This window comes from Methylomonas sp. TEB (assembly GCF_047777895.1).
Taxonomy (GTDB): Bacteria; Pseudomonadota; Gammaproteobacteria; order Methylococcales; family Methylomonadaceae; genus Methylomonas.
This window is the reverse complement of record NZ_CP180476.1, coordinates 2151462-2172971: the sequence shown is the minus strand read 5'-3', so window position 1 is coordinate 2172971 and position 21510 is coordinate 2151462. Positions and strand designations below refer to the sequence as shown.

Sequence of the window (21510 nt, the reverse complement as noted above, 5' to 3'; positions counted from 1 at the left end):
TTATAAAGGCTGCTGCCAATGTATGACCACTCGCCAAACTTGCCGCCAAAAACCAAGAAGCAGCCCAAAAAACTTGTCGTTTAGAGTACACCTGCGCTGCGCCTTCACTTCCCACCCAAAAGTCCTGATGGTGTTAATTGCTCGGCGCAAATCGATCAGGTATTCGCGATAAATATGGCGCCTCGTTACCCGTGGTAATGGGTAAGAACCGCAATCAACAGTATACCGAGTCGCGGACAAGCCTTTTAAAATGCGTAATTCGTGAAAGTGCCAACAAACCGCTCGGCCATGAGGAAAGCGGGTGGCGTTCCAGGGAGCCTGTAAAAGCTCTTTGTCGGCCAAAACATGAACTTGTTCGGAAAATCGCTCGGTCCAATCGTCCAGATATTTTTGGTCCCCAAACTTACCGTCTTCCGCGCGCGCATGGCACCACTCTAGGCAGCGGGCTTCCCACCAACGTCGAACTTCTTCTCCACCCTCTCTTTGGAAAATCATAAACTGCACGCAATATTGGCCTGAGGTTGCCGACCGGTCATATTCCGGAGCGTACGCATGATCCGTTATCAATAACTGTTTGCCGGATTCTTCAAACTCCCAAAAAATCTGCTTTGGGTTTTTACGAAACCATAAATCTGCATCCAGATAAGTTACGCGCTGAACAGATGGATCGGAAGCAAAAACAAAACGTGGGGTAAATGGTGTTAGGGTCCAGCAATATTCCGCTATTGTGCGTTGCCGCTTAACGTTAATCAATTCATCTGTCTCAAGTATGCTTAGTTGCAGTAATCGTACGTTTGGCAGATCAAGGCGCCCCAACTTTTCGAATACCTCATCATCCATGCACAAAATCCACAGGGTATAAGCTCCCGCATGTCTCTGCATGGACGCATACAGAGCAAGCCCCTGCGGCAAAAACAGACTATCAAATAAGGTGACGTAATGTTCGTTCATTTGCCCTGAAAAGAATTTACAGCCGCTATCACAAGCGCTACGTCCTCATCCGACATTTGCGGATGACACGGTAAAGAAAGACAGGTGTCGGCGTGCCGTTCGCTGTGGACCAAGCCGTACCGATCACAGCCGAGATTACGACAAGGTTCTTGCATATGAATGGGAATCGGGTAATGAATAAATGTTTGTATCTGCTTTTGTTGCAAATGTGCTTGGAGTGCGTCGCGGAAAGGGCAAATGACGACAAATAAATGATAGACGTGGCCGGACCTGGATTCAGGCAATGCCAAGCAAGTAACATTCGAATTCTTAATACCGTCAAAATAAGCTGTCGCAATTTGCCGTCGACGCTCGGTAAAGTCAGGCAACCACTTGAGTCGCTCCGATAAAATAGCCGCCTGAATTTCGTCCAACCGGCTATTCAAGCCAAATTCAGGATGCCGATAGCGCACACTTTGTCCATAGTTACGCAATTGGCTCGCCCTTACAGCCAATTTTTCATTATTTGTTACAACCATGCCGGCGTCGCCGACTGCTCCGAGGTTTTTGGTAGGATAAAAACTATATGCTCCCATAATCCCAAAGCTACCGGCTGCTTTACCACCTAATGACGCCAAGTGCGCTTGGGCGCAATCCTCAATAAGCGCAATTTCATAATTTGCACAAAACGCCGCCCACAAATCCATCGCACGAATTTGCCCGTACAGGTGAACCAAGACTACGGCTTTGGTATTGGACGTGACACAACGGCTGGCACTTTCCAAAGACAGCAAAGCGGTTTGTGGATCGATATCTGCCAAGACCGGTATGGCGCCGGCCCTTATTATTGCGAGCACTGTAGCGAATGCTGTCATCGGCGTGGTGATAACCTCATCGCCTGGTCCCACATCGAGCGCTCGCAATGCAATCTCTATGGCATCCATTCCATTGCCAACTCCCACACCAAAAGCTAGGCCACAGGCTAAAGCCCACTGCTGCTCAAACGCAGAAACCTCCTTGCCCAAAACAAACCAACCCGACTCGATGACGCGCTTCGCAGCTTCAAGCATAGCCTGTTGTAGCTCCGGCGGCTCGGCCTTAAAGTCATTCATCAAAATCATGCGTTCGCGTCCCAATAGTGTCGGTGGTGTTCCGCATAATAAGCCAGGGTGTTTGCTAACCCTTCGCGTAAACCAATTTCCGGTTTCCAACCCAACTCAGAAGTAATTAACGAAAAATCACTGTAGTAATCGCCTATATCAATCGCTTTTCGCTCTGGCGGAAAAGGTATCAATTCAAAAGCACCACCATAGCCAAGTTCAATCATCATCTTTGCCAAATCTTTTAAGCCTATCACTTCCTTACTGCCCAAATTGTATACCTTACCGTTTGCTTGTTCGCTAGCACCAGCCAGTAATAAGGCTCTAACGCAGTCATCCACATAATTAAAATCCCTTAGTTGCAGCCCGTCTCCAAAAACCTTTATCGGATTACCTTCAATTAGTAACCTCACCCAGATACCGAGAAAGGTCTGACGTGCATCCTTGACGCGCATTCCGGGACCATAGGTATTAGTCAGGCGCAACGCGCAAGCCTTAATACCATAAACATTGTTATAGAGTAGGTGATACCACTCGCCAGCCAACTTATTAATGCCATTGACATCCACAGGGCGAATCGGATGCTTCTCATCAACTGGTAAATAATCCGGCTTACCGTAAAGCTGGCGGGTACTCGCGAAAACAATTTTGATTTCAGGATTAACTTTGCGGCACGCCTCTAATATAGAAAGCTGTGCGGCGGCATTAATCTCCAAGTCCGTTCGCGGATCAACCATCGAATCCAGATGGCTTGTTTGACCGGCCAAATTGAAAAGATAATCTTGATCTTGAAGCAAATGCGCTAATGCAAAAGAATCACGTACATCGCAAACATTTACGCAAACACGGCTACGGATACCGGCAATATTAAAGGGATTGCCGCCGTATTGCGGAATTAGACTGTCCAGGAGAGTAACGTGTGCACCAAATTTAACTAGGGCACCTGCAAGATTGGAGCCGATGAAACCCAGACCTCCTGTGATTAATATATTTTTGCCTTTGTATGCCTTCAAGAAATTTTTTCCGCCAAAACGATATTATCGAGAAATAGATCCGGGTTTGCAGGTAGTAGCCAACTAAAAAATATACCGCTTAGATTAATTAGTGTCATGACAGTAAACGTTAAGAGTACTTTGCATATTTTGGGGAGAGATCGGCTAATCTTAAAAAGAAAAGCGTTTATCAGCTGAAACAAAACAGATGCATCAGCACAAGTCTTTTTTTGCACGATAATTTTAAACCCGTGAGCTTCCAGCAAAGCGAGCAATCCGAAACTGGAATACCGCCTGTAATCGTAAGGCTGTTCATGTTCATCCCAAACGAACGGAACCGTAAGTAATAATCTGCCATCAGGCTTTAACACACGATTAATTTGCTCTAGAAATTCATCAGGATTAATTACATGTTCGAGCACTTGATTACAAAGTACAGCATCAAAACACACATCATCAAACGGAAAACTTTTACCATCATATAGATAATCGGCGATTCCGCGTGCCCTGGAACAAGCGCTATCTATATCCAAGCCAGTATAAGAACTAAACTTAAAAAGCTGCTTATAAGGCTTTGTGCCGCAACCGACATCCAATATCGTGCCTCCCAATTTAGGTGATAATTCCTTCATGGCCTGGTACAACCCCAATCGAGCGAAATAAAAAGGATTTACAAAAATACCCAACCATCCCGGTGTGTACATTTGTCTAAAATAATACGATCTCAAAAGATTCATGATTCACGACGTTGCAACAACATGCCTTGAAAGGTAAATTCAAAGCCGCTATCGGAATAAACCGTGCCTTCAGGACATGTTATCTCGCCTAACATGCGCCAATCCTGGTTTATTACATTCATAAATGCAGATTCAGAAAAAACCCACATAGGGTAGCTCGCCTTATAAATAGATGGCGGGACGCGCTGAATCAACAATTTGTCTTGGGCGATTTTTGAAAACGGAGTGCGATCGATTATTAAAGTTGAAACACCAGTGAGAGACAACTTTTTCACGACCTCTAACGGAAACTCCAGATACTGTAACACGCTCGACAGAAGAACTACATTGGGTATATTCTCCACTAAACATTCATCAATCGAACTATAGAATTTCAGCACATGGTCTTGAATATAGGTTCTTCCGGCTTCCGCATAATGAGCTTGCTCGACTATGTTCCAACGAACGTCCTGTAAGGTCTTAAAGATTTTACGATTTTGAAAATACGTACTACCTAACGCTCCTCCAAAATCGAGCACGTTCAGCCTACCTGCTGTTTGCGAAGCGACAAGAAATAACCCAGCAATTATAGGCCAATTATATTCAGCCACGTAAAAAAGCACTGAGTCTCTCTCAAACTCCGCCTCGCCCTGTTTAACTTTAAGGGTTGACGTCAGAACTTTTCCCATAATTGAATCCGCGTCGTATCCAGAGCAATGTTGACTAGCCTCTTTCCAAGAATTGACACCATCAATAAATTGGTTACGGCCATGGCCAATCTTTTTAACATAGCGCCTGACAGCAGAAATATCAAAAATATTATGAATCAAACAAAATCCTCTGTGAATTCAAAATCTAAAGGTTCATCAAAAATAATATTTCTGAATGGCCTTTCTGGGAACGGAATATTATTTTCATAAAAATATCTATCGAATATTTTTAAAGCATCCTCTATTGCAAAATAATTAGTAATAACGCCTGGCCAAATATACATCAATGACCTACGAGCCAACCAAGCGCCTAAGACTCTTGCTCGCACTGTTTTATAGCCAAGCGCGTGTAATGCAGAAATTCGGTGGTTACCGTCTAGTACAAGATATCTAACTTGGGAACCAAGTATCATTTTAGCAACAGTTACATACCCATAAGCATCTGGCTGGTACCCTTCAGATATATTTTCCAGTGCTCTCTCTAAAAAAACAAACTCCCTGTTTATATGCGAAGCAAGAACCCCATCAAAGCTAAAATGACAAATAATATCTGGATTATCATATGCATTATAAAGATCAAAATAATAGTTATGGCTAATATAATATGGCGCAAATAACCATGGAAACAACCAAGGCCTGTAGACTCGATCAAGGGTCAACCCCAGAGCCGAACCAAAATCCGAGCCATTATATAAAATAACCCTGAATACAAACTCTTTTTTTATGGTAGAAATATCCTCACCAGCCAATAGCGATATTATATAATCCTCATATATATTACTACCAAATCCACCATAGCGAAAACCTCTATAATGCACACAATCTTCAATCTGAATATCGCAAATATTTTTCATTTATTTAAAACAAGAAAACTGACAATGTTTCCTTCATAACATGAAAAGCCGTATTCTTTAATTACACTCAGGCCAGTGCGGCTAGTAAGCGATTTTAACTGCGCCCTTGTAAGAGAGTATGACATGATGTGCGACCAAGGCTTTAGCTTAAGTTCAGTATTACATCTTTTTCTTAGAAAACGGTCTTTTAATTTTTTAATTTTAGTTAAAAACGCATACAAAATCTCTGACCTATTTGACAAATACACTTGCAATAATATTGTTTTTTTTGTCACTCTCCCTAGCTCTTTTAAAACCAAAAACCTTTCATCCTGAGTAAGAAGATGAAATAGTCGACAACAAACCACAATATCGAACGAATCGTCGTAAAATGCCAACTTTTCGGCATTTGACAACATAAGAAATATATCACTATTATCAATTAAAGCCGCCCTTTCTTGAGACTGAGCCAACATATCGATCGAAATATCAACACCAACAACTCGAGAATTGTCGGGATAAAACTGAAAAAACCTACCCGTTCCCACTGGGACATCTAGAATGGCATGATACTTGTTGCATGAAAAATATTCCTGTATGAATAAATTTTCTTCTTCCCAATGTGTTTCACACTGCCTATCGCGGTCATAAGAAAGTGCCACATCGTAGTTATAATTATTTTTAGCAGTTCCCATACCATATCAAACCAGAAAAATACTGAATTAAAAAAATTGAAACTCTTCAAAATCGAAAAAAAATAGATACTGAACTTTTGTATTATCCGACAAGCCCCGGTTACGACCACTACACAGAAAAGAGGAAAGGCAAATAAAAGAAGCTTTTAATTTTATATTAAAAAGTTAGTTATATTTTTCAAAATGCGTAAAACTCCTGATACCAATAGCGTATTACGAGCCTTTTTAAGTAAATACCATCTAAGTGTTATTGAAAACACATGCTTATCAATAAGCGCTTCGGCGACAAAATTTCGCGCAATTTCCTCGGGATGATTCAAAGGAAAAATTAATGGCTTCGGGGAAGATTCCGATATATATTTTGGGACCGTAGTTGTTGTGTGTGTACCTTTACCTGCCTCACCAAAACCAATATTAGTAATTTGATTTGTTTTTGGCTGAACACCGAGCATTCCGTGAAACCAACAACTAAATGCCCATTGATAGTCCCACCAAGTAACATTCTTAGAATTATAGTACGTCGCATTAAACAATCTCTTCCAATAGTATTCAAAAACTTTACTGCCACTGGACATAGACTCGAGCCCCCCCTGATCCCGCCAACTTGGCCAAGCTGACATAGAATGATCATACTTGCTCCACGCGCGCCGCCAAGTTGCCCAACCCCAAATCTGATTATAGCGTGTAAAAAAGTAACTGGCTTCCGGACAAAATTGTCTTGAAATTAAATTACAACCACTAATAACCCCAACATGCTGGTTTTCACGATAGCGTTCTAAAAGCTCGTCACAATAAGTAAAGAAAGTAGAAATAGGCAATACATCATCTTCAAGTACAATGCCCTCTTCCTCATTTTCAAAGAACCAACTGATACCTTTAATTGGCCCAAACTTGCAACCTAAATTATCATCACTGTATAGAGTTTTTACTTCACATGGCCAATCTACAAGATTTATTACATTTCGAACCTCAGCACAAAGCCGAATATCATCTGAAACATTTCTGCGTGGACCATCTGCCGCCACATAGAGCTTAGGTGGCCTAGCCCTGCGAATGGATTCGAAAACTTGTAATGTTGTATGAGGGCGATTGAATACCAGCAGGAGAATAGGACTTCTCATAATTTGTTTAAAAAAATTCACTCATTATTGTGAGCCAACACGATGAGGCTGTGAAAAGCATAATTACACATTTGATAGAGTTATACTTTACCAACCCGCAAATTCTCCAGCTCAGGAGACAACTAAGTAAATTATAAGCCGATAAAACATCAAAAAAAATGTATGCAGGGACGTAATTACTATGAGAAACCCGCCTACAGCAAAAAACTAACAAGCTACTACCATCATCCAAAACCAAATCGACTTTTTATTTACTTTGATTACTTGAGAATCAAAACAACTTATTGGTATAAAAAATATAATATCCAATTAGAACTAATTATTGGAGAATATTATAGACCGTTAACATCAATTATTGTCCCCCATGAAGGGTAAATAGATGGATGAGAATCCACTTTTTGTTTCCATCCATACCAATATTTTGGAACTATCACAAGCGTTTTGTGTTCCATCAATGCCGAGCCCCACCAGGAAAATGAACTATTTGAAATTATGCCGCAAGTACACTGCGACATGATAGCTAAATCAACTTCCGCTGAGTTCCTTGATATTATCTTAGGGCGTATACAATCAAAACACCGCTCAACATAAGATGGATCATCAGATAAAAATATGAAAAATGGATTTTTTATTTTATTTTTTACTATTTTCACTGCATTTTTGAAATAGCGTTTTGGCAAACTAATACCTTTAATCCCACCAAAGTATTCTAGAAGATAATCGCCACGGCGCACATGAATAAACACCTTAGTATACTCATCTGGAATATCATCCAAAAACTGATAGGCTGCCAATCTGTATTCAGGCTTTATTTTAAAATTCGAACTAAATGAATCTAAATCAAAAAAAAACTCAGATTGAAAAAAATCAATATTTACAAAGCTTATTGAAAGCAAACCATTTTTAAAAAAATATCCAGAAAGAGGGGCCTTATTATCATCTTTTTTTTGTTCGACATAACCAACTATACCAAGCCTTGATAGAGGCACAATTAAATAAGGAATCACAAGCCTCCTCATTAAATATATGATATATCTATTACCACAGTTAATGACATCTTCTAAATCGCACTCAAAAACGTCAAAGAACTTAGCCATATTCAGACAAAGAATGATTTCGTTCTTTCTTGCAAACTGTTTTAAAAAAGCAAACTGAAAAATCTGATTACCTAGCCGCCCATCAGCCATAAATATAATCATTGGATTGATTTTATAATTGAATTAGAAATTGCAACGTAATTAGCATAGCTAAAATTATCCATATAAGGATAGTATTCTCTTACTTCCAAGCCATTCGCCATAACTTTTGTTAGCGTAAAGCCTCTATTTTGCAAAACAAAATAGATTTCCATTAGACTTGTATGAGAATCTAGATTCGCCCCCCCCATATTCAAACTGAATAAAGTCAATAAAATCGCCAGACAAATAGTCACCAAAGCCATGTAACACTTGTAGCTCATGCCCCTCAACATCGACTTTTAAGAAATTAATGTGTACAACACTATTGGTATGGATATAGTTTTCAGCGGAAACTGCCTCTACTTTTTCAGATTCAGACATTTCTATTTCATAATAAGTCAAATTTCTCTTATGTAATGATGCAAGTCCACTTTGCTCTTTATCATAGTAGATACTTAAAACACCTTCCTGATAAGAAAGCGCTTTTTTATTCAATACTATATTTGTCATGCATCCGAACCTTTCTTGCAACGTAAAAAAACATTTCATAGTTGGTTCAAAAACATGTAGCGAGAATTTTGTTTTGCGTTTATTCGCCATTTCTACAAACATTTGCGAATAATCTCCAACATTAGCACCAACATCAAATACTATGAGCTCTTCTATTCCGGAGAAATAATCCAGCAAATTATCAAGAAAGCGCATTTCTCCATTAGTTGAAAATTCGCAATTATTATTATTTTCAATGATCGAAAATAAGCGCAATAAACCAAGCTTCAAGACTTTTCGAAAAAGACCAGGTCGCGACAACATGCTCATTTACCTTTTCATAAAATGAAATAATCCTGTTCCAAATCCTTTTTGAGCGTCGTAATTATCATACATAGCGCGGCCATAATGGTATTTCTCTTCCAGCAAGATTAAATCGGAAAATAACTCAAACACATAGCTCCTTGAAAAGGCTCTATGTGCATTGAAATAAATATTACATTCCTTGTCCACAGGCAAGGAACAATAAAAATTTCCACCTCTTGCCAAGACTCTCTGAATTTCTCTTGCGGCTTTTTCGCTTCCGAACGCATCTATCGGGTCCCCGTATCTTCCCAAACCTATATGTTCTATAACGCAAAGACTCGAAAGGCTGATTATGGAATTATCTGCAAAAGGAATAGAGAGTATCGAGCCTTGAACAAAGTCAAAGTTATCGAGCTTTAAATCAATTGGCCGTATGTCGATCATAGTCGTAGGCGTAAATTGAGATATTATACTTATAGTTTTTACCGCTGAACCAATATCAAAATGGTGTTTCGGATGATTTTCAAATATTTTCTTTGCTGCCCAACTGTCCTGAAAAAAATAAGTTGGATCAATTGGAGTCTTGTAACTTTTATCATCAAGACAAGGATGAAACTGCGCACTTTTAAAATTACGGTTTTGTGTCTTGCTTAATGAGATAAAGTCTCTAAAAAACCATATAAATCCTCTTAAATTTGACAACTTAAAATCAATCGTAACCAACCTTAAAATAACATATAAATTTTTAATAACTCTATTTTTCGACAAAACCGATTTTAACACCGCATTATTCCTATTGCTTTTCCTACCCTAGCGAATAATGAACCATCACTTTCTGCTGCCAACCACTTGTTTGATGCTTTTTGCTGAAAATACTCTCGACACACTAGACTGATTTTTTCAGGCAACAAATAGATAACATCTTCGTATATTACCAACTCCCAATCATGCGGAAGAATCATAATAATTGCCTTAAGCGTTGGCCAACTCTCTAGTTTATGCGGCTTAGGTGGTGGAGACATAAATAATCTTGCATCATCTATTAGAATGGCATAATCCTTTTTATATTTAAATATTAAGCTTAATTCCTCTAACAACGGACATTCGTCATTATCACCATACGTTGCCGCGCCACTCCAATGAGCATCTAACCAAAAAAGAACATTATCATTATTCTCTAAAACTATTTTTATGTAGTCTCTGGTATCGCCTTTTAACATCTGAATATTTTCAACATGTCCAATGTTCGCCTGCGCCATTTTGAACATTGTTTCTGAGCACTCGACTGTGATAACTTTCTTGAACATTCGACTGACCCTTAAAGCAGTCTGTCCCTTATATGTACCTCCCTCAAAAAAAATTGACAGATTCATCAATTTTGCAATATGCATTACCTCCTGCTCTGGTACTCCGAAACGAACTATCCCCACCCTATTACCCCTTCTCTTTTATTAACTTATATGGAATAAATACCGCATAGATCATCAAATAAAGATTTAACCTAGACGGAGTATAGAACAAATCAACCATAAATATAGTAATTGAAAAAGAAATTATTGTCGAAATAATTGCCCCTTCAGCACCATAATACGGAATCAATAAATAATTTCCTAGAATATTAACTATTGCACCTATGACTGCCGTTATTAGAGCATATTTAAAAAGACTTTCGTTCACAGTAAATAAAGATTTAGCAACACCAAAATTTGCAAAAAAAAGCCTTATGGCAAACAGTGACAACAACCCTCCTGCTCTTTTATATTCATCACCAAACACAAATAACACAAACTCCCCGCCCAAAAAATATATAGGAATAGCAACCACTAAAAACAAAATAAACATTAATCTATATATTTCCAACAATCTTTCATGATAAAGCGTCTCGCTAATCAACTTAGCTTTTGTTATATATGGTGACAATGTGCTCACTATGATTGTCGGCAAAAATGAAAACACTTCTATAAGTCGCATCGCTGCCGAATACTGTCCAACTTCAGCATTACCAATCATATCACCCAACATAACTTGATCAACTCTAGCCTGTATCATGATTGCCAAACTTGAGAAAACGAGTGGCCAGCCATTTTTCATTAGGCTTATAGCTGTACTCTTGTTACAACTCCAAGAACAAATATTATTATGGTATTTCTTATATGAAACTATTAAAAATAATGAAGTTAACCCAACTTCAATCAATCCCACCCATGCAAATAAAATTAGAGGAGCAAAAATCAAAATCAAAATAACTTTAACTACCGTCACAAATATAAATGCACTGCTTGCTGCTAAAACAGTATATTTTGACCTTACCCTTGCCTGAAAATAGAATTCTATTACATTGAACGACTGAAAAATAAAGCCCGCTGCAGAAATGCCCACCATCCATATAGTTAGCGTATCACCATTGCGTAATAATAAAATAGCAACAATAGCAATCAACAGCGTCAACGTTCCGCCAATTAGTTTGAGTACAAACGCTGTTCCTAAAAGCTCGTTTTGACGCTCGGGATTTTTTACCAATTCACGCACCACTATGCTATCTATTCCAAACGAGGCGAATGCGCTAAACAATGATGTAAAAGCGATAGCGTAACTCCACAAACCAAACTGTTCAGGGCCCAGATATCGCGCAACCCACACTCCGACGAATAAGCCTACGCCCATCCGAATAATTTTATCTATGAATAACCAACTGGTATTAGCTACAATTAACTGCAGTTCGGACCTCCCAATTAATCGATTACTTATAAATTTTGGAAGAAATTTTATCCACGATAAGTCAGTAGTCATTTAGTGGTTCAATAATTAACTGATTTTTATTTTGTAAAAGATGCGCCGTAAACAATAAAGAAAAACATAACGAATGACATATAATGTCACGCCTAAAGAGTATAGGCTTGAAATCGGATAATGTATTTTGAATAACGCATTCACATCAGATAGATTACGATGAGACCTGACGCTTCTCAAAGTTTTCGTGAATTTGAGAATATCTAAACTCTCTGAATTATCCCCGAGCGATGTATGTATGTTACTTATTTGCACGAATACTTTTGGAGCGACATATAGAGCTATATTTTTCTTGAGTGCTCGCAAATAAAAGTCATGATCTGCACCATAGTGCGGCAAGTTTTTTTCATCGAAAAACCCTATTTTGTTAAATACAGAATTAGGAATTAACACTCCTCTTCCGCCTACGATTAGCGTGACTGGAATAACGTCTCTGGAAATCATCTTGGCGCTAAGTTTCTTCGGACCGGCTATAGTGGAAAAGCCTAACAAAAAGCACGTGCTTGGACTGATAGAGGTGATTTGTCCGCTTTGCCAATCGCGCTGGACTGGAGCGATGATGGCGTCAGGATGCGCTTCGGTCAATTTTACCAAGTGACCCACGGTATTAGGCGTCACATAGCAATCGTTGTTTAACAACATGACATAGTCCGCCCCACGCTCTATCGCTGTACGGATACCCAGATTGGTTGCGCCAGTCCACCAAAGCTCGGATGAGCCTTCCAAGCGAATTACGTGCGGAAAATCCTGGGCCAGTCCGATTTTTGTCGTGTCAGTAGTACCGTGATCGACTAGCAATATAGTGAATTCCTGAAATTGGCTAACCGTCAATGCCTCTAGACAATGTAGAGTCTGCGTGTAGCCATTGAAATCGGTAATGACGATATAAAGATTTTTCATCAGACAAGCTTAGTCAAAGCTTCATAAAGTTTTTGGCCTATTGATTGCCAAGCCAACTCTTCTGGAAATAAAGCTATTTCCGGGTTTTGAAGCTGTGAGAGGATTGCTTTAGCCATATCGTTAGGATCAGGATCACAAATAGATGATGGTGCATCTTTAAAGATCTGTTCGTGATTGGAAACCCGTGTAGCTATAACTGGTTTTCCGCAAGCCAGGTATTCCGCAATCTTGCATGCGCCTGACATACTATTAAATGTGTCATCGGCATACGGCACGCATACCACGTCACAAGCCTGAATAAGTTTGGGTATGTCAGATTGCCCCAACTCGCCAAAATAGTCTATCCACGACTCATCGAGACAAACATCATTTACTCGTCCGGCCATTACAAGACGTAAATTCGGCAGAGCCAATCTGATCTTTCGACATGCTTCGATCAGAAGAGGTCCTCTGGATGGCGTAATGGAACCGAAATATCCAACCAAAGGAATATTGGCCATCAGCTTCATCGCCTGTCTGGCCAGCAAGTCATCGCCTTTATCGAATAAACTTGTATCAACTCCATTTTCAATTAATAAAGCATTTTGGCTAAGTCCGTTAAGGACTTTTTGTAACAAAGGCTGGCTCGCACATAAAACCAAATCGGCGTTCTTGACCGTATGATCAAACAGCCAAGCTAGTCCTTTGAATCGGTTAATCCGAAACGAAGGGTAATAATCGTACACATCGTAGACAAACGGCACTCCCAACCTTCTCGCAATCCAAAGCCCTAGGTAACCGATGTAAATGTCGCCACTTGCGATGAGAACATCCGGTTTGGCAATACAAGCGTTGCGATAGGCATCCAGAAGGAATCGAGGTATCTTGCTTGCCGTTGCAGGAATGGTATGAAAAGAAACGCCCACTTCGTTAACGTTTATTACTGTGTTATTTCGATAGTCAATGGCATCAACAAAAACATCGCTACCATGGGTCACCCATTGTTTCGGCAAATGGTAAAGCCGCCCAAAGCGATCATGAATTAGATCTTTGTTGGTGTAATACCGCTTACACAGGAAGTAGATGTTCATTACAGCTTAACTACTCTATGACTGTCGGCTATAAATTGCGACAAACTTACTGGCGATCTCTTTCCAATCATAAGGTTCGGCAGCCAGCCTCCCAAATGCGCACAGTCCTTTTCTTAAAGTTTCATCCACCAATAGCTGCTCAATCGCCTTTGAAAGCGACTTTGTTTGCTTAGGATCAACTAAAAACCCCGTTTTTCCATGCTCAATTATTTCGGCAACGCCTCCAGTGCGCGTACTTATCACAGCAGCACCGCTAGCCATAGCTTCCAATAAAATTACACCTTGGCCTTCCGTATCGCCATTGCTGTCGACAATTGATGGAGCGATGAAAATATCAGCTGCCGCATAGTAGTCCGGTAAGATGGCGTTCGGAAATCTGCCGTGAAAAACCACCTTATCTTCAATCTCTAAATCAACCGCTAACATTTTTAAACGTTCACGCTCGACGCCATCGCCAATAATCCATAATTCAATGCGATCAAGTAGGTTTTTGGGCAAACCAGCAACAGCCGCTATTAGATCGGCTACGCCTTTTTTTTCAACCAAACGCCCAACAAATAGCAGAATTATTTTTTGCGGATGGCTCGGCTTGAGTACCGCTTTAGCATTGCCGGCAGCAAATTTTTCGTAGTCTATACCCATGGGAATAATCTGCGGCTTCGGCAAATCCAGGCCTACCGCAGCAGCAGTGGCATTGGTGTTACTGGTCCAAGCTGCGCAATGCTTTATGGTCCAGCGTTTGATAGCCCCTAAAACGCTACCTCGCAACGCGAAGGCATCACCGCCGTGCACCGTTACCAGTACCGGGGTTTTGAACAGCTTGCCTAGCAATACCGCTACCGTGCCTTGCGGGAAAATCCAGTGGGCGTGTATCAACGACGGCCGGCGGGCAACCATAATCGCGGCCGCTGTCATAAACATGGATAGAACGAAAAAAGGCACCTGCAACAACGACCAAGGCGCAGCCCGCAAGTTGGGTAAAATCCCGGAGCCGTAAGCTAACATTTGCCACCTACGCGGCCAAAAATAACGAAAATGGCGGAGGACTATACCGTTGGGCTGCGGAGTTGTTTGAACATCCGGATGATCCGGTGAAAGGATATGAAGGCTAACTTTATGGTTTGCCAGTGCTTCCGCTAAGTAGCGCAAGAATACCGAAGCACTGTCGTCTTTACTGCGAGGATAACTTGAGGTCAGCCAAAGCACCTTAATCGGCTGATCCTTGGCTGACTGAGCACTCATATAGAGTTTTGGCGCTAACGAACCAAACTCAACAACACACCCGCCGCGACTGCTGAGCCGATCACACCAGCCACATTCGGCCCCATCGCGTGCATTAACAGGAAGTTGTGCGGATTACTTTCCAAACCAATTTTATTAGCCACCCGCGCTGCCATGGGCACTGCGGAAACGCCGGCAGCACCAATCAACGGATTGATCGGCGTACTGCTGAAACGGTTCATGACTTTCGCCATCAGCACACCGCTTGCAGTACCGATAGAAAAAGCGACTGCGCCCAAGCCTAAAATACCCAGCGTTTCCATTTTTAAAAACGCCTCGGCGCTCAGTTTGGAGCCAACCGACAAACCCAGGAATATCGTGACAATATTGATCAATTCGTTTTGCGCGGTTTTGCTCAGCCTATCCACAACACCACTGGCGTTCATCAGATTACCCAGACAAAACATACCGACCAGCGGTGCCGCCGAAGGCAGCAACATGGCGGTCAACACCAGCAACATCAAAGGAAATACGATTTTCTCGGCCTTGCTAACCACTCTAAGTTGTTGCATTTCTATCCGCCGCTCTTGCTCGCTGGTCAGCGCGCGCATAATGGGCGGTTGAATCAAGGGTACTAATGCCATGTAAGAATACGCGGCCACCGCAATCGCCCCCAATAACTCAGGCGCCAATTTGGACGCCACATAGATCGCGGTCGGGCCGTCGGCGCCGCCGATGATGGCAATCGCCGCCGCCTGCTTAAGCGTAAAATCCATACCTGGAACGGCATTCAACGCCAACGCGCCGAATAGAGTCGCGAATATCCCGAATTGGGCGGCAGCCCCTAAAAACAAAGTTTTAGGGTTAGCCAACATCGGGCCGAAATCGGTCATCGCCCCGACGCCCATAAAAATCAGTAGCGGAAAGATGCCTGCCTTGATACCACCATATAGGTAATAAAGGATGCCGCCTTCGTCTATCATGCCGGCCACCGGAATGTTGCTCAGCACTGCGCCAAATCCTATCGGTAACAGCAGCAAAGGTTCAAAGCCTTTTTTGATAGCCAGATACAACAGCAAAAACCCCACCGCCATCATAATGACTTGCGGCCCGGTAACGTTATAGATACCCGTGCTTTCCCACAACAGTCTAAGATTTTCCATGGATTATGTATTCAATCGGTTGTTTGATCAGAATCGCCGCCATCGCACCCGCCAGCAGCGTGGCGCGAATCGCTGATCAGAGAATTACTTAGATCCCGGGCCTAAGCTAACGGCCCGAGACCACATTAAACGATAAGAAATATTACAAGGTGACCAATACATCGCCAACCGCCACGGAATCCCCCTGACGAACGTTTACCGCGCTGACGATACCGGCTACTTTGGCGCGGATCTCAGTTTCCATTTTCATCGCTTCCATAATCAAAACGACATCACCTTCGGAGAGATGAGAGCCTACATTGACATTGACTTTAAGCACCACGCCAGCCAGCGGGGATTCCACAACACCACTGCCGCTAACGATAGGCGCAGTGGCTGCCAACATGGGGCCGCTGTCCAAAACGGACTGTACTGTAACCGGTTTAACGACTAAGTCGGCACCGCCGGAAGCCACCGCTACGTGATAGTTTTTGCCGTCGACGTTAACAGTGTAGGTCTCTGCGACCACGGCTTTCTGGGTAACGGCGGGCACTGACGCTGTCGCGCTCTCTGCTCCCGGTTTAGGTTCAAAAGCCTCCGGGTTACCGCGGTTTTGAATGAATTTCCAGCCGACTTGCGCAAACAAGCCATCAATAAGCGCATCTTCTTCAACGCTATCGGCCAGTTTCACACCTTCTGCCGCGGCTTTGGCTTTTACTTCGGCGACCAGTTTGTCCATCTCGGCTTCCAGCAAATCCGCCGGTCGGCATGTGATCGGTTCGGCGCCGTTCAGCACGCGCGCCTGCAATTCTTTATCGACTGGGGCTGGCGTTGCGCCGTATTCGCCTTTCAATACACCGGCGGTTTCCTTGCTGATCGTTTTGTAGCGCTCGCCGGCTAGCACATTCAACACGGCCTGAGTACCGACAATTTGCGAAGTGGGCGTGACCAGCGGGATGTAACCGAGGTCTTTACGCACTAACGGAATTTCCTGCAGCACCGCGTCAAAACGATCCGCAGCGCCCTGCTCCCGCAATTGGCTTTCCATATTGGTTAACATACCGCCCGGCACTTGCGATACTAAAATCCGGCCATCCACGCCTTTCAGGCTGCCTTCGAATTGCGCATATTTTTTGCGTACTTCTCGAAAATAGGCGGCGATCTTTTCCAGCTTGGCTAGATCCAGACCGGTTTCGCGCTTTTGGCCGGCCATGGCCGCCACTATGGTTTCGGTGGGGCTGTGACCGTAGGTCATGCTCAACGACGAGATGGCGGTATCGACATTGTCGACGCCGGCCTCAACAGCCTTGATGTATGTACCGACACTTAAACCGGTGGTAGCGTGGCATTGCATATGGATTGGAATCGCCACGGCGTTTTTTAGTTTGCTGATCAGCTCGTAAGCATCGTAAGGCGTTAACAAACCGGCCATGTCCTTGATACAGATAGAGTGCGCACCCATGTCCTCAATTTGCTTGCCTTGCTCGACCCACTTCTTGATCGTATGTACCGGACTGGTGGTGTAGGAAATAGTGCCTTGGGCATGGGCATCGGTATGTAGCACGGCTTTGATGGCGCGGTCGATATTGCGCATATCGTTCATCGCATCGAAAATCCGAAATACGTCTATACCGTTGACCACGCAACGCTCGACAAATTTATCGACCACATCGTCGGCATAGTGCCGGTAGCCCAAAATATTTTGCCCGCGGAACAGCATTTGTTGCGGGGTATTGGGCATGGCTTTTTTTAACAGCCGTAAACGCTCCCAAGGATCTTCGCCCAAATAGCGAATACACGCATCAAAGGTGGCGCCCCCCCAGGATTCGATAGACCAGTAACCGATTTGATCAAGCTGCTCGCAAATCGGCAGCATGTCTTCGATACGTAGCCGGGTCGCCAGAATTGACTGATGGGCGTCACGTAATACCACCTCAGTAATTCCCAGGGGCTTATTTACCTTTTCCACTCTTTTCTCCTAATGACGTTTTTGGGCCGAGCACTGTTACCTTGTGGGTATGATTATCCGTGTTTATGTTTTTTGCGGTACTGATGAACAGCGGCGGTAATAGCGGCGATAACAGCCTTATCGTTTCCTGCCACGACAGGTTGGTCCGAAAACTTGGCAGGCATTTCCGGAAAATAGCGGCGTACCAGTTGGGACATCACATTGATAGCCACGATCAACATAGCCAAAAATGCGTAGACCATACCCATGCCTATCAACATCAGCTCAATCCCTGAGGACAGCATTTCGTTCATGTGTTTCGTCCAAATGATTAAAAACTGTGTTCATTATCGCCAAAACCGCCGGATTAAACAATCCTGAGCGGGGCGCAGGGTTTAAGTGCCCTAGCCGGTGTAAGGCAAAACAAGATTATTAGACTGTCGTCTTAAGTAGTCTGACGCTAACTGAATAGCCTCATCAATAAGGGTGGATTGGCGCCGATTTATTCGGCAGCCGATTGCAAATAATCCAACACTTCGGCAATGTGGGTTTTGACCTGCGCCTTGCGCCACTCCTTGACCAACACACCCGCTTCGTCGATCAGGAAAGTGCTGCGCTCTATGCCACGCACTTGCTTGCCGTACATGTTTTTCATTTTGATGACATCAAATAAATTGCAAAGGCTCTCGTCCTGATCGGATAACAAATCAAACGGAAACTCTTGTTTACATTTAAATCCCTCGTGCATTTTCACGCTATCACGGGATACACCGAGGATAACGGCATTTAATTGATTGAACTGTTCGATATTATCCCTAAAGCCTTGACCTTCCTGGGTACAGCCGGGGGTGTTGTCCTTGGGATAGAAATATAAAACGACTTTTTTGCCGCGATAGTCGCTCAGTTTGACGGTTTTTTCGCCGGTGGCGGCAATTTCAAAATCGGGAACGGCGGAGCCGAGAGTAGCTAAAGTCATCAGATCACCTTTTAATGGGTTCGAGAATAGCGTCGATGTTCAAGCTGTCGCAAAAATCCAGAAACTCTTCACGCAACGATAAAATGCGCACTTCCGGCGGTACCAGCAATACATATTTGGTGGAGAACACCGGCGTGTTAAAAAACGCCGCTTGATGGCGGCTGGCAGTCACTTCTTCGATAGAAATGCCCCTGTCCAATAAAAACGATGTCACCGCGAACAGCACGTCGTTTTTATCCATGGAAATGGTTTCCAATGTGTAAGGCACCCCCTCCAATACTGGCGGGATTTCATCCGGCCGTAAAAAACTCATCTGAATTTCGAATCGAACTTTTATCGCTTCCAGCATACCTTCCAGCTTGGCGATATGATTCCAATTGCCGGCTATCAGCAGATAAGCCGCAGTGATTTGGGTCAGGTTGGACGTGCGCAGTTCCACGACACTGCATTGACAGGCACTCAGGGCCGAGAGGATTTCCGCGATAAAACCGTTGGACTTGCCGCCCAACACTGTGATTGCAAGTTGCATAATGTAAGTCCTTGAATACGCCTAGCGCAGTGTAACATCAACGCCGCGAAAAGCAGAACCGCAACCCAGCAATCCGGACTACTACGAATCTATCTCGGTAATCACCGCGTGATTATCGAAATGTACTGTTACTTTTTTGCTGGCTCTGGCCGCCAATACCAGCGCTTCATCGACTTTAAACGCCACCGCCAACTGTTGGTCCGTCACAGGTGCGGTCCGCTTCGGAGCAACGCTGGAATGCAGCCAGGACAAATACAAAGTCCAAAACAACCAAATGCCGGCAATGATCACCACGATCTCGCCGTACAACTGCAACAATTCCAACAGCGTTTTATAACCCCCGAACCAGCGGATCTCGTCGGACAGGCTTTTCAAACCCATCAACCAGGCGCCGAGCGTAAACAGGGGCCACAAAAAATACAACCAAAGCACCCAACTCAATACCGACATAAACGCCGAACCGCATTTTTGCGAGAAACTTTGTAGATGCGGTTGGTTAATGATGATGTCTTTCATTTTTGCCTCAAGCCTCTATCCAAGGTTACCCACACCGCCCGCTGGCCGCGCTTTTTGCGCAAGGCCTTGATGCAGCCGTTAATCGTGGTCCCGACATTGATTAGCCAATAGACAATCGGATACCAAATCATCCAATAGTAATGCTGCGCGGAGCCGCCGCTCTTACGCTCGTAACTGGAATCGATAGTTAAACTGACGGCAAACTGAATCAAACAGGTGACGCATAACAACATACTGGTCCAATGCGGCGATAAATCTTCCAGCGCCTCCTGCGGTTCGCTACTAAGCCACTCGAACGGCACCAGCGCCAGCATCGCTACCACCAGAAACGCCCAGGTCAAACTGATGCAGCATTCCAGATACAGCGGCCACATACCACGGGAACGCCAGCTAAACAGCGGCCGGAAATAACGCAGCAAGACCTCGACTCCACCTTGCGCCCAGCGGCTGCGCTGTTTCCACAAGCCGTTTAGCGTTTCCGGCATCAACACCCAGCACAAGGCATTCGGCTCAAAACGGATTGCCCAGCCGGCCAGCTGTAATTTCCAGCTGATGTCGATGTCTTCGGTCACCATGTCCGGACTCCAATAGCCCACATCGTGCAAGGCGGTTTTCCGGAAACCGGCAATCACTCCGGAAATGGTAAATACATGCCCATAAGAACGCTGCGCACGCTTGATCATGCCGACGATGGCGGAAAACTCCCCGACCTGAATTTTGCCCAGCAAAGTGGAACGGTTGCGGATACGCGGATTACCGGTCACCGCGCCGACATGCGGATCTTCCAGAAAATGCCGAACGATCCAGGCCGTCGCATTCGGCGCCAGCAAGGCATCGCCGTCAATGCCGATCAAAATTTCGCTATTGGCTAATAATGCCGCGGTGCGCAAACCCACCGCTTTGCCTTGATTGCTGGCTAAATTGACCACCCGAATTTGTGGGTGCTGGTCGGCCAGCTCGTGCAAAATTTCCAGCGTGTTGTCTTTGCTGCCGTCGTTGATCGCAATAATTTCGTAGTTGGGATATTCCTGATGCAGCAGATATTCGATGGTCTCCCGGACATTCTCGCCCTCGTTATAGCAAGGGATCAGAATCGACACGGACGGATATTCGGGTAACTGCGGCAGATCAGACAACACATTGCCGCGATTTCGCTCCCAACGCACGTAATAAATCATGCCGCCCAACATCCAGACATAGGCCATCAGCAACGGATAATAAAACACAAAGCGCGACAGCCATTCGTTGAACTGCCACCACGGCACTTCTTGCAAATATTCCAGGGTGATCAACCACCAGTCGATAAACTGCTGCACCCAGGCTTGGTCTAGCAAGTTTTCCATGTATC

General features: G+C 43.7%; 23 protein-coding genes. All 23 read right to left on the bottom strand.

Translation table 11 applies throughout. The annotated features are described in order from the left end of the window. A complete protein-coding gene (locus ACMXD4_RS09840; RefSeq protein WP_415880638.1) occupies positions 1-951 on the bottom strand; it encodes a hypothetical protein in 951 nt (316 codons plus the stop codon). Next, a complete protein-coding gene (locus ACMXD4_RS09835; RefSeq protein ID WP_171695659.1) occupies positions 948-2051 on the bottom strand; it encodes a DegT/DnrJ/EryC1/StrS family aminotransferase in 1104 nt (367 codons plus the stop codon). The genes ACMXD4_RS09840 and ACMXD4_RS09835 overlap by 4 nt, the downstream gene beginning before the upstream one ends. Further along, positions 2048-3043, bottom strand: a complete 996-nt coding sequence (locus tag ACMXD4_RS09830) for an NAD-dependent epimerase/dehydratase family protein (protein WP_415880637.1) — start codon at positions 3041-3043, stop codon at positions 2048-2050. The genes ACMXD4_RS09835 and ACMXD4_RS09830 overlap by 4 nt, the downstream gene beginning before the upstream one ends. After that, entirely contained in the window at positions 3040-3759 is a 720-nt protein-coding gene (locus tag ACMXD4_RS09825; RefSeq protein WP_415880636.1) for a class I SAM-dependent methyltransferase, read from the bottom strand. Before ACMXD4_RS09825 ends, ACMXD4_RS09830 begins: the two co-directional genes overlap by 4 nt. Next, positions 3756-4568: a methyltransferase, TIGR04325 family gene (locus tag ACMXD4_RS09820; RefSeq protein ID WP_415880635.1), complete on the bottom strand. Its 813-nt coding sequence runs from the start codon at positions 4566-4568 to the stop codon at positions 3756-3758. The genes ACMXD4_RS09825 and ACMXD4_RS09820 overlap by 4 nt, the downstream gene beginning before the upstream one ends. Then, the gene (locus ACMXD4_RS09815; RefSeq protein WP_415880634.1) at positions 4565-5302 is read right to left on the bottom strand and encodes a hypothetical protein; all 738 of its coding nucleotides are present in this window, start codon (positions 5300-5302) and stop codon (positions 4565-4567) included. The genes ACMXD4_RS09820 and ACMXD4_RS09815 overlap by 4 nt, the downstream gene beginning before the upstream one ends. After that, on the bottom strand, positions 5299-5976 hold the full coding sequence (locus tag ACMXD4_RS09810) for a class I SAM-dependent methyltransferase (protein WP_415880633.1): 678 nt from the start codon (positions 5974-5976) through the stop codon (positions 5299-5301). Before ACMXD4_RS09810 ends, ACMXD4_RS09815 begins: the two co-directional genes overlap by 4 nt. 152 nt (positions 5977-6128) lie before the next feature. Next, positions 6129-7097 (bottom strand): nucleotide-diphospho-sugar transferase, encoded by a 969-nt coding sequence (locus ACMXD4_RS09805; RefSeq protein ID WP_415880632.1) that lies wholly within the window; start codon positions 7095-7097, stop codon positions 6129-6131. Between the two features lie 332 nt (positions 7098-7429). Further along, positions 7430-8296, bottom strand: coding sequence for an alpha-1,2-fucosyltransferase (locus ACMXD4_RS09800; protein WP_415880631.1), 867 nt, complete (start codon positions 8294-8296; stop codon positions 7430-7432). A 123-nt stretch (positions 8297-8419) separates the two neighbouring features. Continuing rightward, entirely contained in the window at positions 8420-9094 is a 675-nt protein-coding gene (locus ACMXD4_RS09795) for an FkbM family methyltransferase (protein ID WP_415880630.1), read from the bottom strand. Beyond that, the gene (locus ACMXD4_RS09790) at positions 9095-9853 is read right to left on the bottom strand and encodes a DUF268 domain-containing protein (RefSeq protein ID WP_415880629.1); all 759 of its coding nucleotides are present in this window, start codon (positions 9851-9853) and stop codon (positions 9095-9097) included. Further along, a complete protein-coding gene (locus ACMXD4_RS09785) occupies positions 9847-10461 on the bottom strand; it encodes a hypothetical protein (RefSeq protein ID WP_415880628.1) in 615 nt (204 codons plus the stop codon). Before ACMXD4_RS09785 ends, ACMXD4_RS09790 begins: the two co-directional genes overlap by 7 nt. Before the next feature lie 43 nt (positions 10462-10504). Then, a complete protein-coding gene (locus tag ACMXD4_RS09780; RefSeq protein ID WP_415880627.1) occupies positions 10505-11860 on the bottom strand; it encodes a flippase in 1356 nt (451 codons plus the stop codon). Between the two features lie 15 nt (positions 11861-11875). Continuing rightward, complete coding sequence (locus ACMXD4_RS09775) at positions 11876-12760, bottom strand: glycosyltransferase (RefSeq protein ID WP_415880626.1); 885 nt, start codon at positions 12758-12760, stop codon at positions 11876-11878. Next, positions 12760-13830 carry a glycosyltransferase gene (locus ACMXD4_RS09770; protein WP_415880625.1) on the bottom strand — a complete coding sequence of 357 codons (1071 nt, stop codon included), beginning with the start codon at positions 13828-13830 and terminating at the stop codon, positions 12760-12762. The genes ACMXD4_RS09775 and ACMXD4_RS09770 overlap by 1 nt, the downstream gene beginning before the upstream one ends. Before the next feature lie 15 nt (positions 13831-13845). Next, a complete protein-coding gene (locus ACMXD4_RS09765) occupies positions 13846-15036 on the bottom strand; it encodes a glycosyltransferase (protein WP_415880624.1) in 1191 nt (396 codons plus the stop codon). Positions 15037-15086: 50 nt separating this feature from the next. After that, a complete protein-coding gene (locus ACMXD4_RS09760; protein WP_064038326.1) occupies positions 15087-16214 on the bottom strand; it encodes a sodium ion-translocating decarboxylase subunit beta in 1128 nt (375 codons plus the stop codon). A 142-nt stretch (positions 16215-16356) separates the two neighbouring features. Further along, positions 16357-18162, bottom strand: a complete 1806-nt coding sequence (gene oadA, locus ACMXD4_RS09755) for a sodium-extruding oxaloacetate decarboxylase subunit alpha (protein ID WP_415880623.1) — start codon at positions 18160-18162, stop codon at positions 16357-16359. 53 nt (positions 18163-18215) lie between these two features. Beyond that, positions 18216-18455: an OadG family protein gene (locus ACMXD4_RS09750; protein WP_036274151.1), complete on the bottom strand. Its 240-nt coding sequence runs from the start codon at positions 18453-18455 to the stop codon at positions 18216-18218. A 188-nt stretch (positions 18456-18643) separates the two neighbouring features. Further along, a complete protein-coding gene (locus tag ACMXD4_RS09745) occupies positions 18644-19117 on the bottom strand; it encodes a peroxiredoxin (protein ID WP_171695669.1) in 474 nt (157 codons plus the stop codon). A 4-nt stretch (positions 19118-19121) separates the two neighbouring features. Next, positions 19122-19646 carry a glycine cleavage system protein R gene (locus ACMXD4_RS09740; protein ID WP_033156519.1) on the bottom strand — a complete coding sequence of 175 codons (525 nt, stop codon included), beginning with the start codon at positions 19644-19646 and terminating at the stop codon, positions 19122-19124. 81 nt (positions 19647-19727) lie between these two features. Then, positions 19728-20162, bottom strand: a complete 435-nt coding sequence (gene pgaD, locus ACMXD4_RS09735; protein WP_415880622.1) for a poly-beta-1,6-N-acetyl-D-glucosamine biosynthesis protein PgaD — start codon at positions 20160-20162, stop codon at positions 19728-19730. Beyond that, positions 20159-21505, bottom strand: coding sequence for a poly-beta-1,6-N-acetyl-D-glucosamine synthase (gene pgaC, locus ACMXD4_RS09730; protein WP_415880621.1), 1347 nt, complete (start codon positions 21503-21505; stop codon positions 20159-20161). The genes pgaD and pgaC overlap by 4 nt, the downstream gene beginning before the upstream one ends. Between the last annotated feature and the right edge of the window lie 5 nt (positions 21506-21510).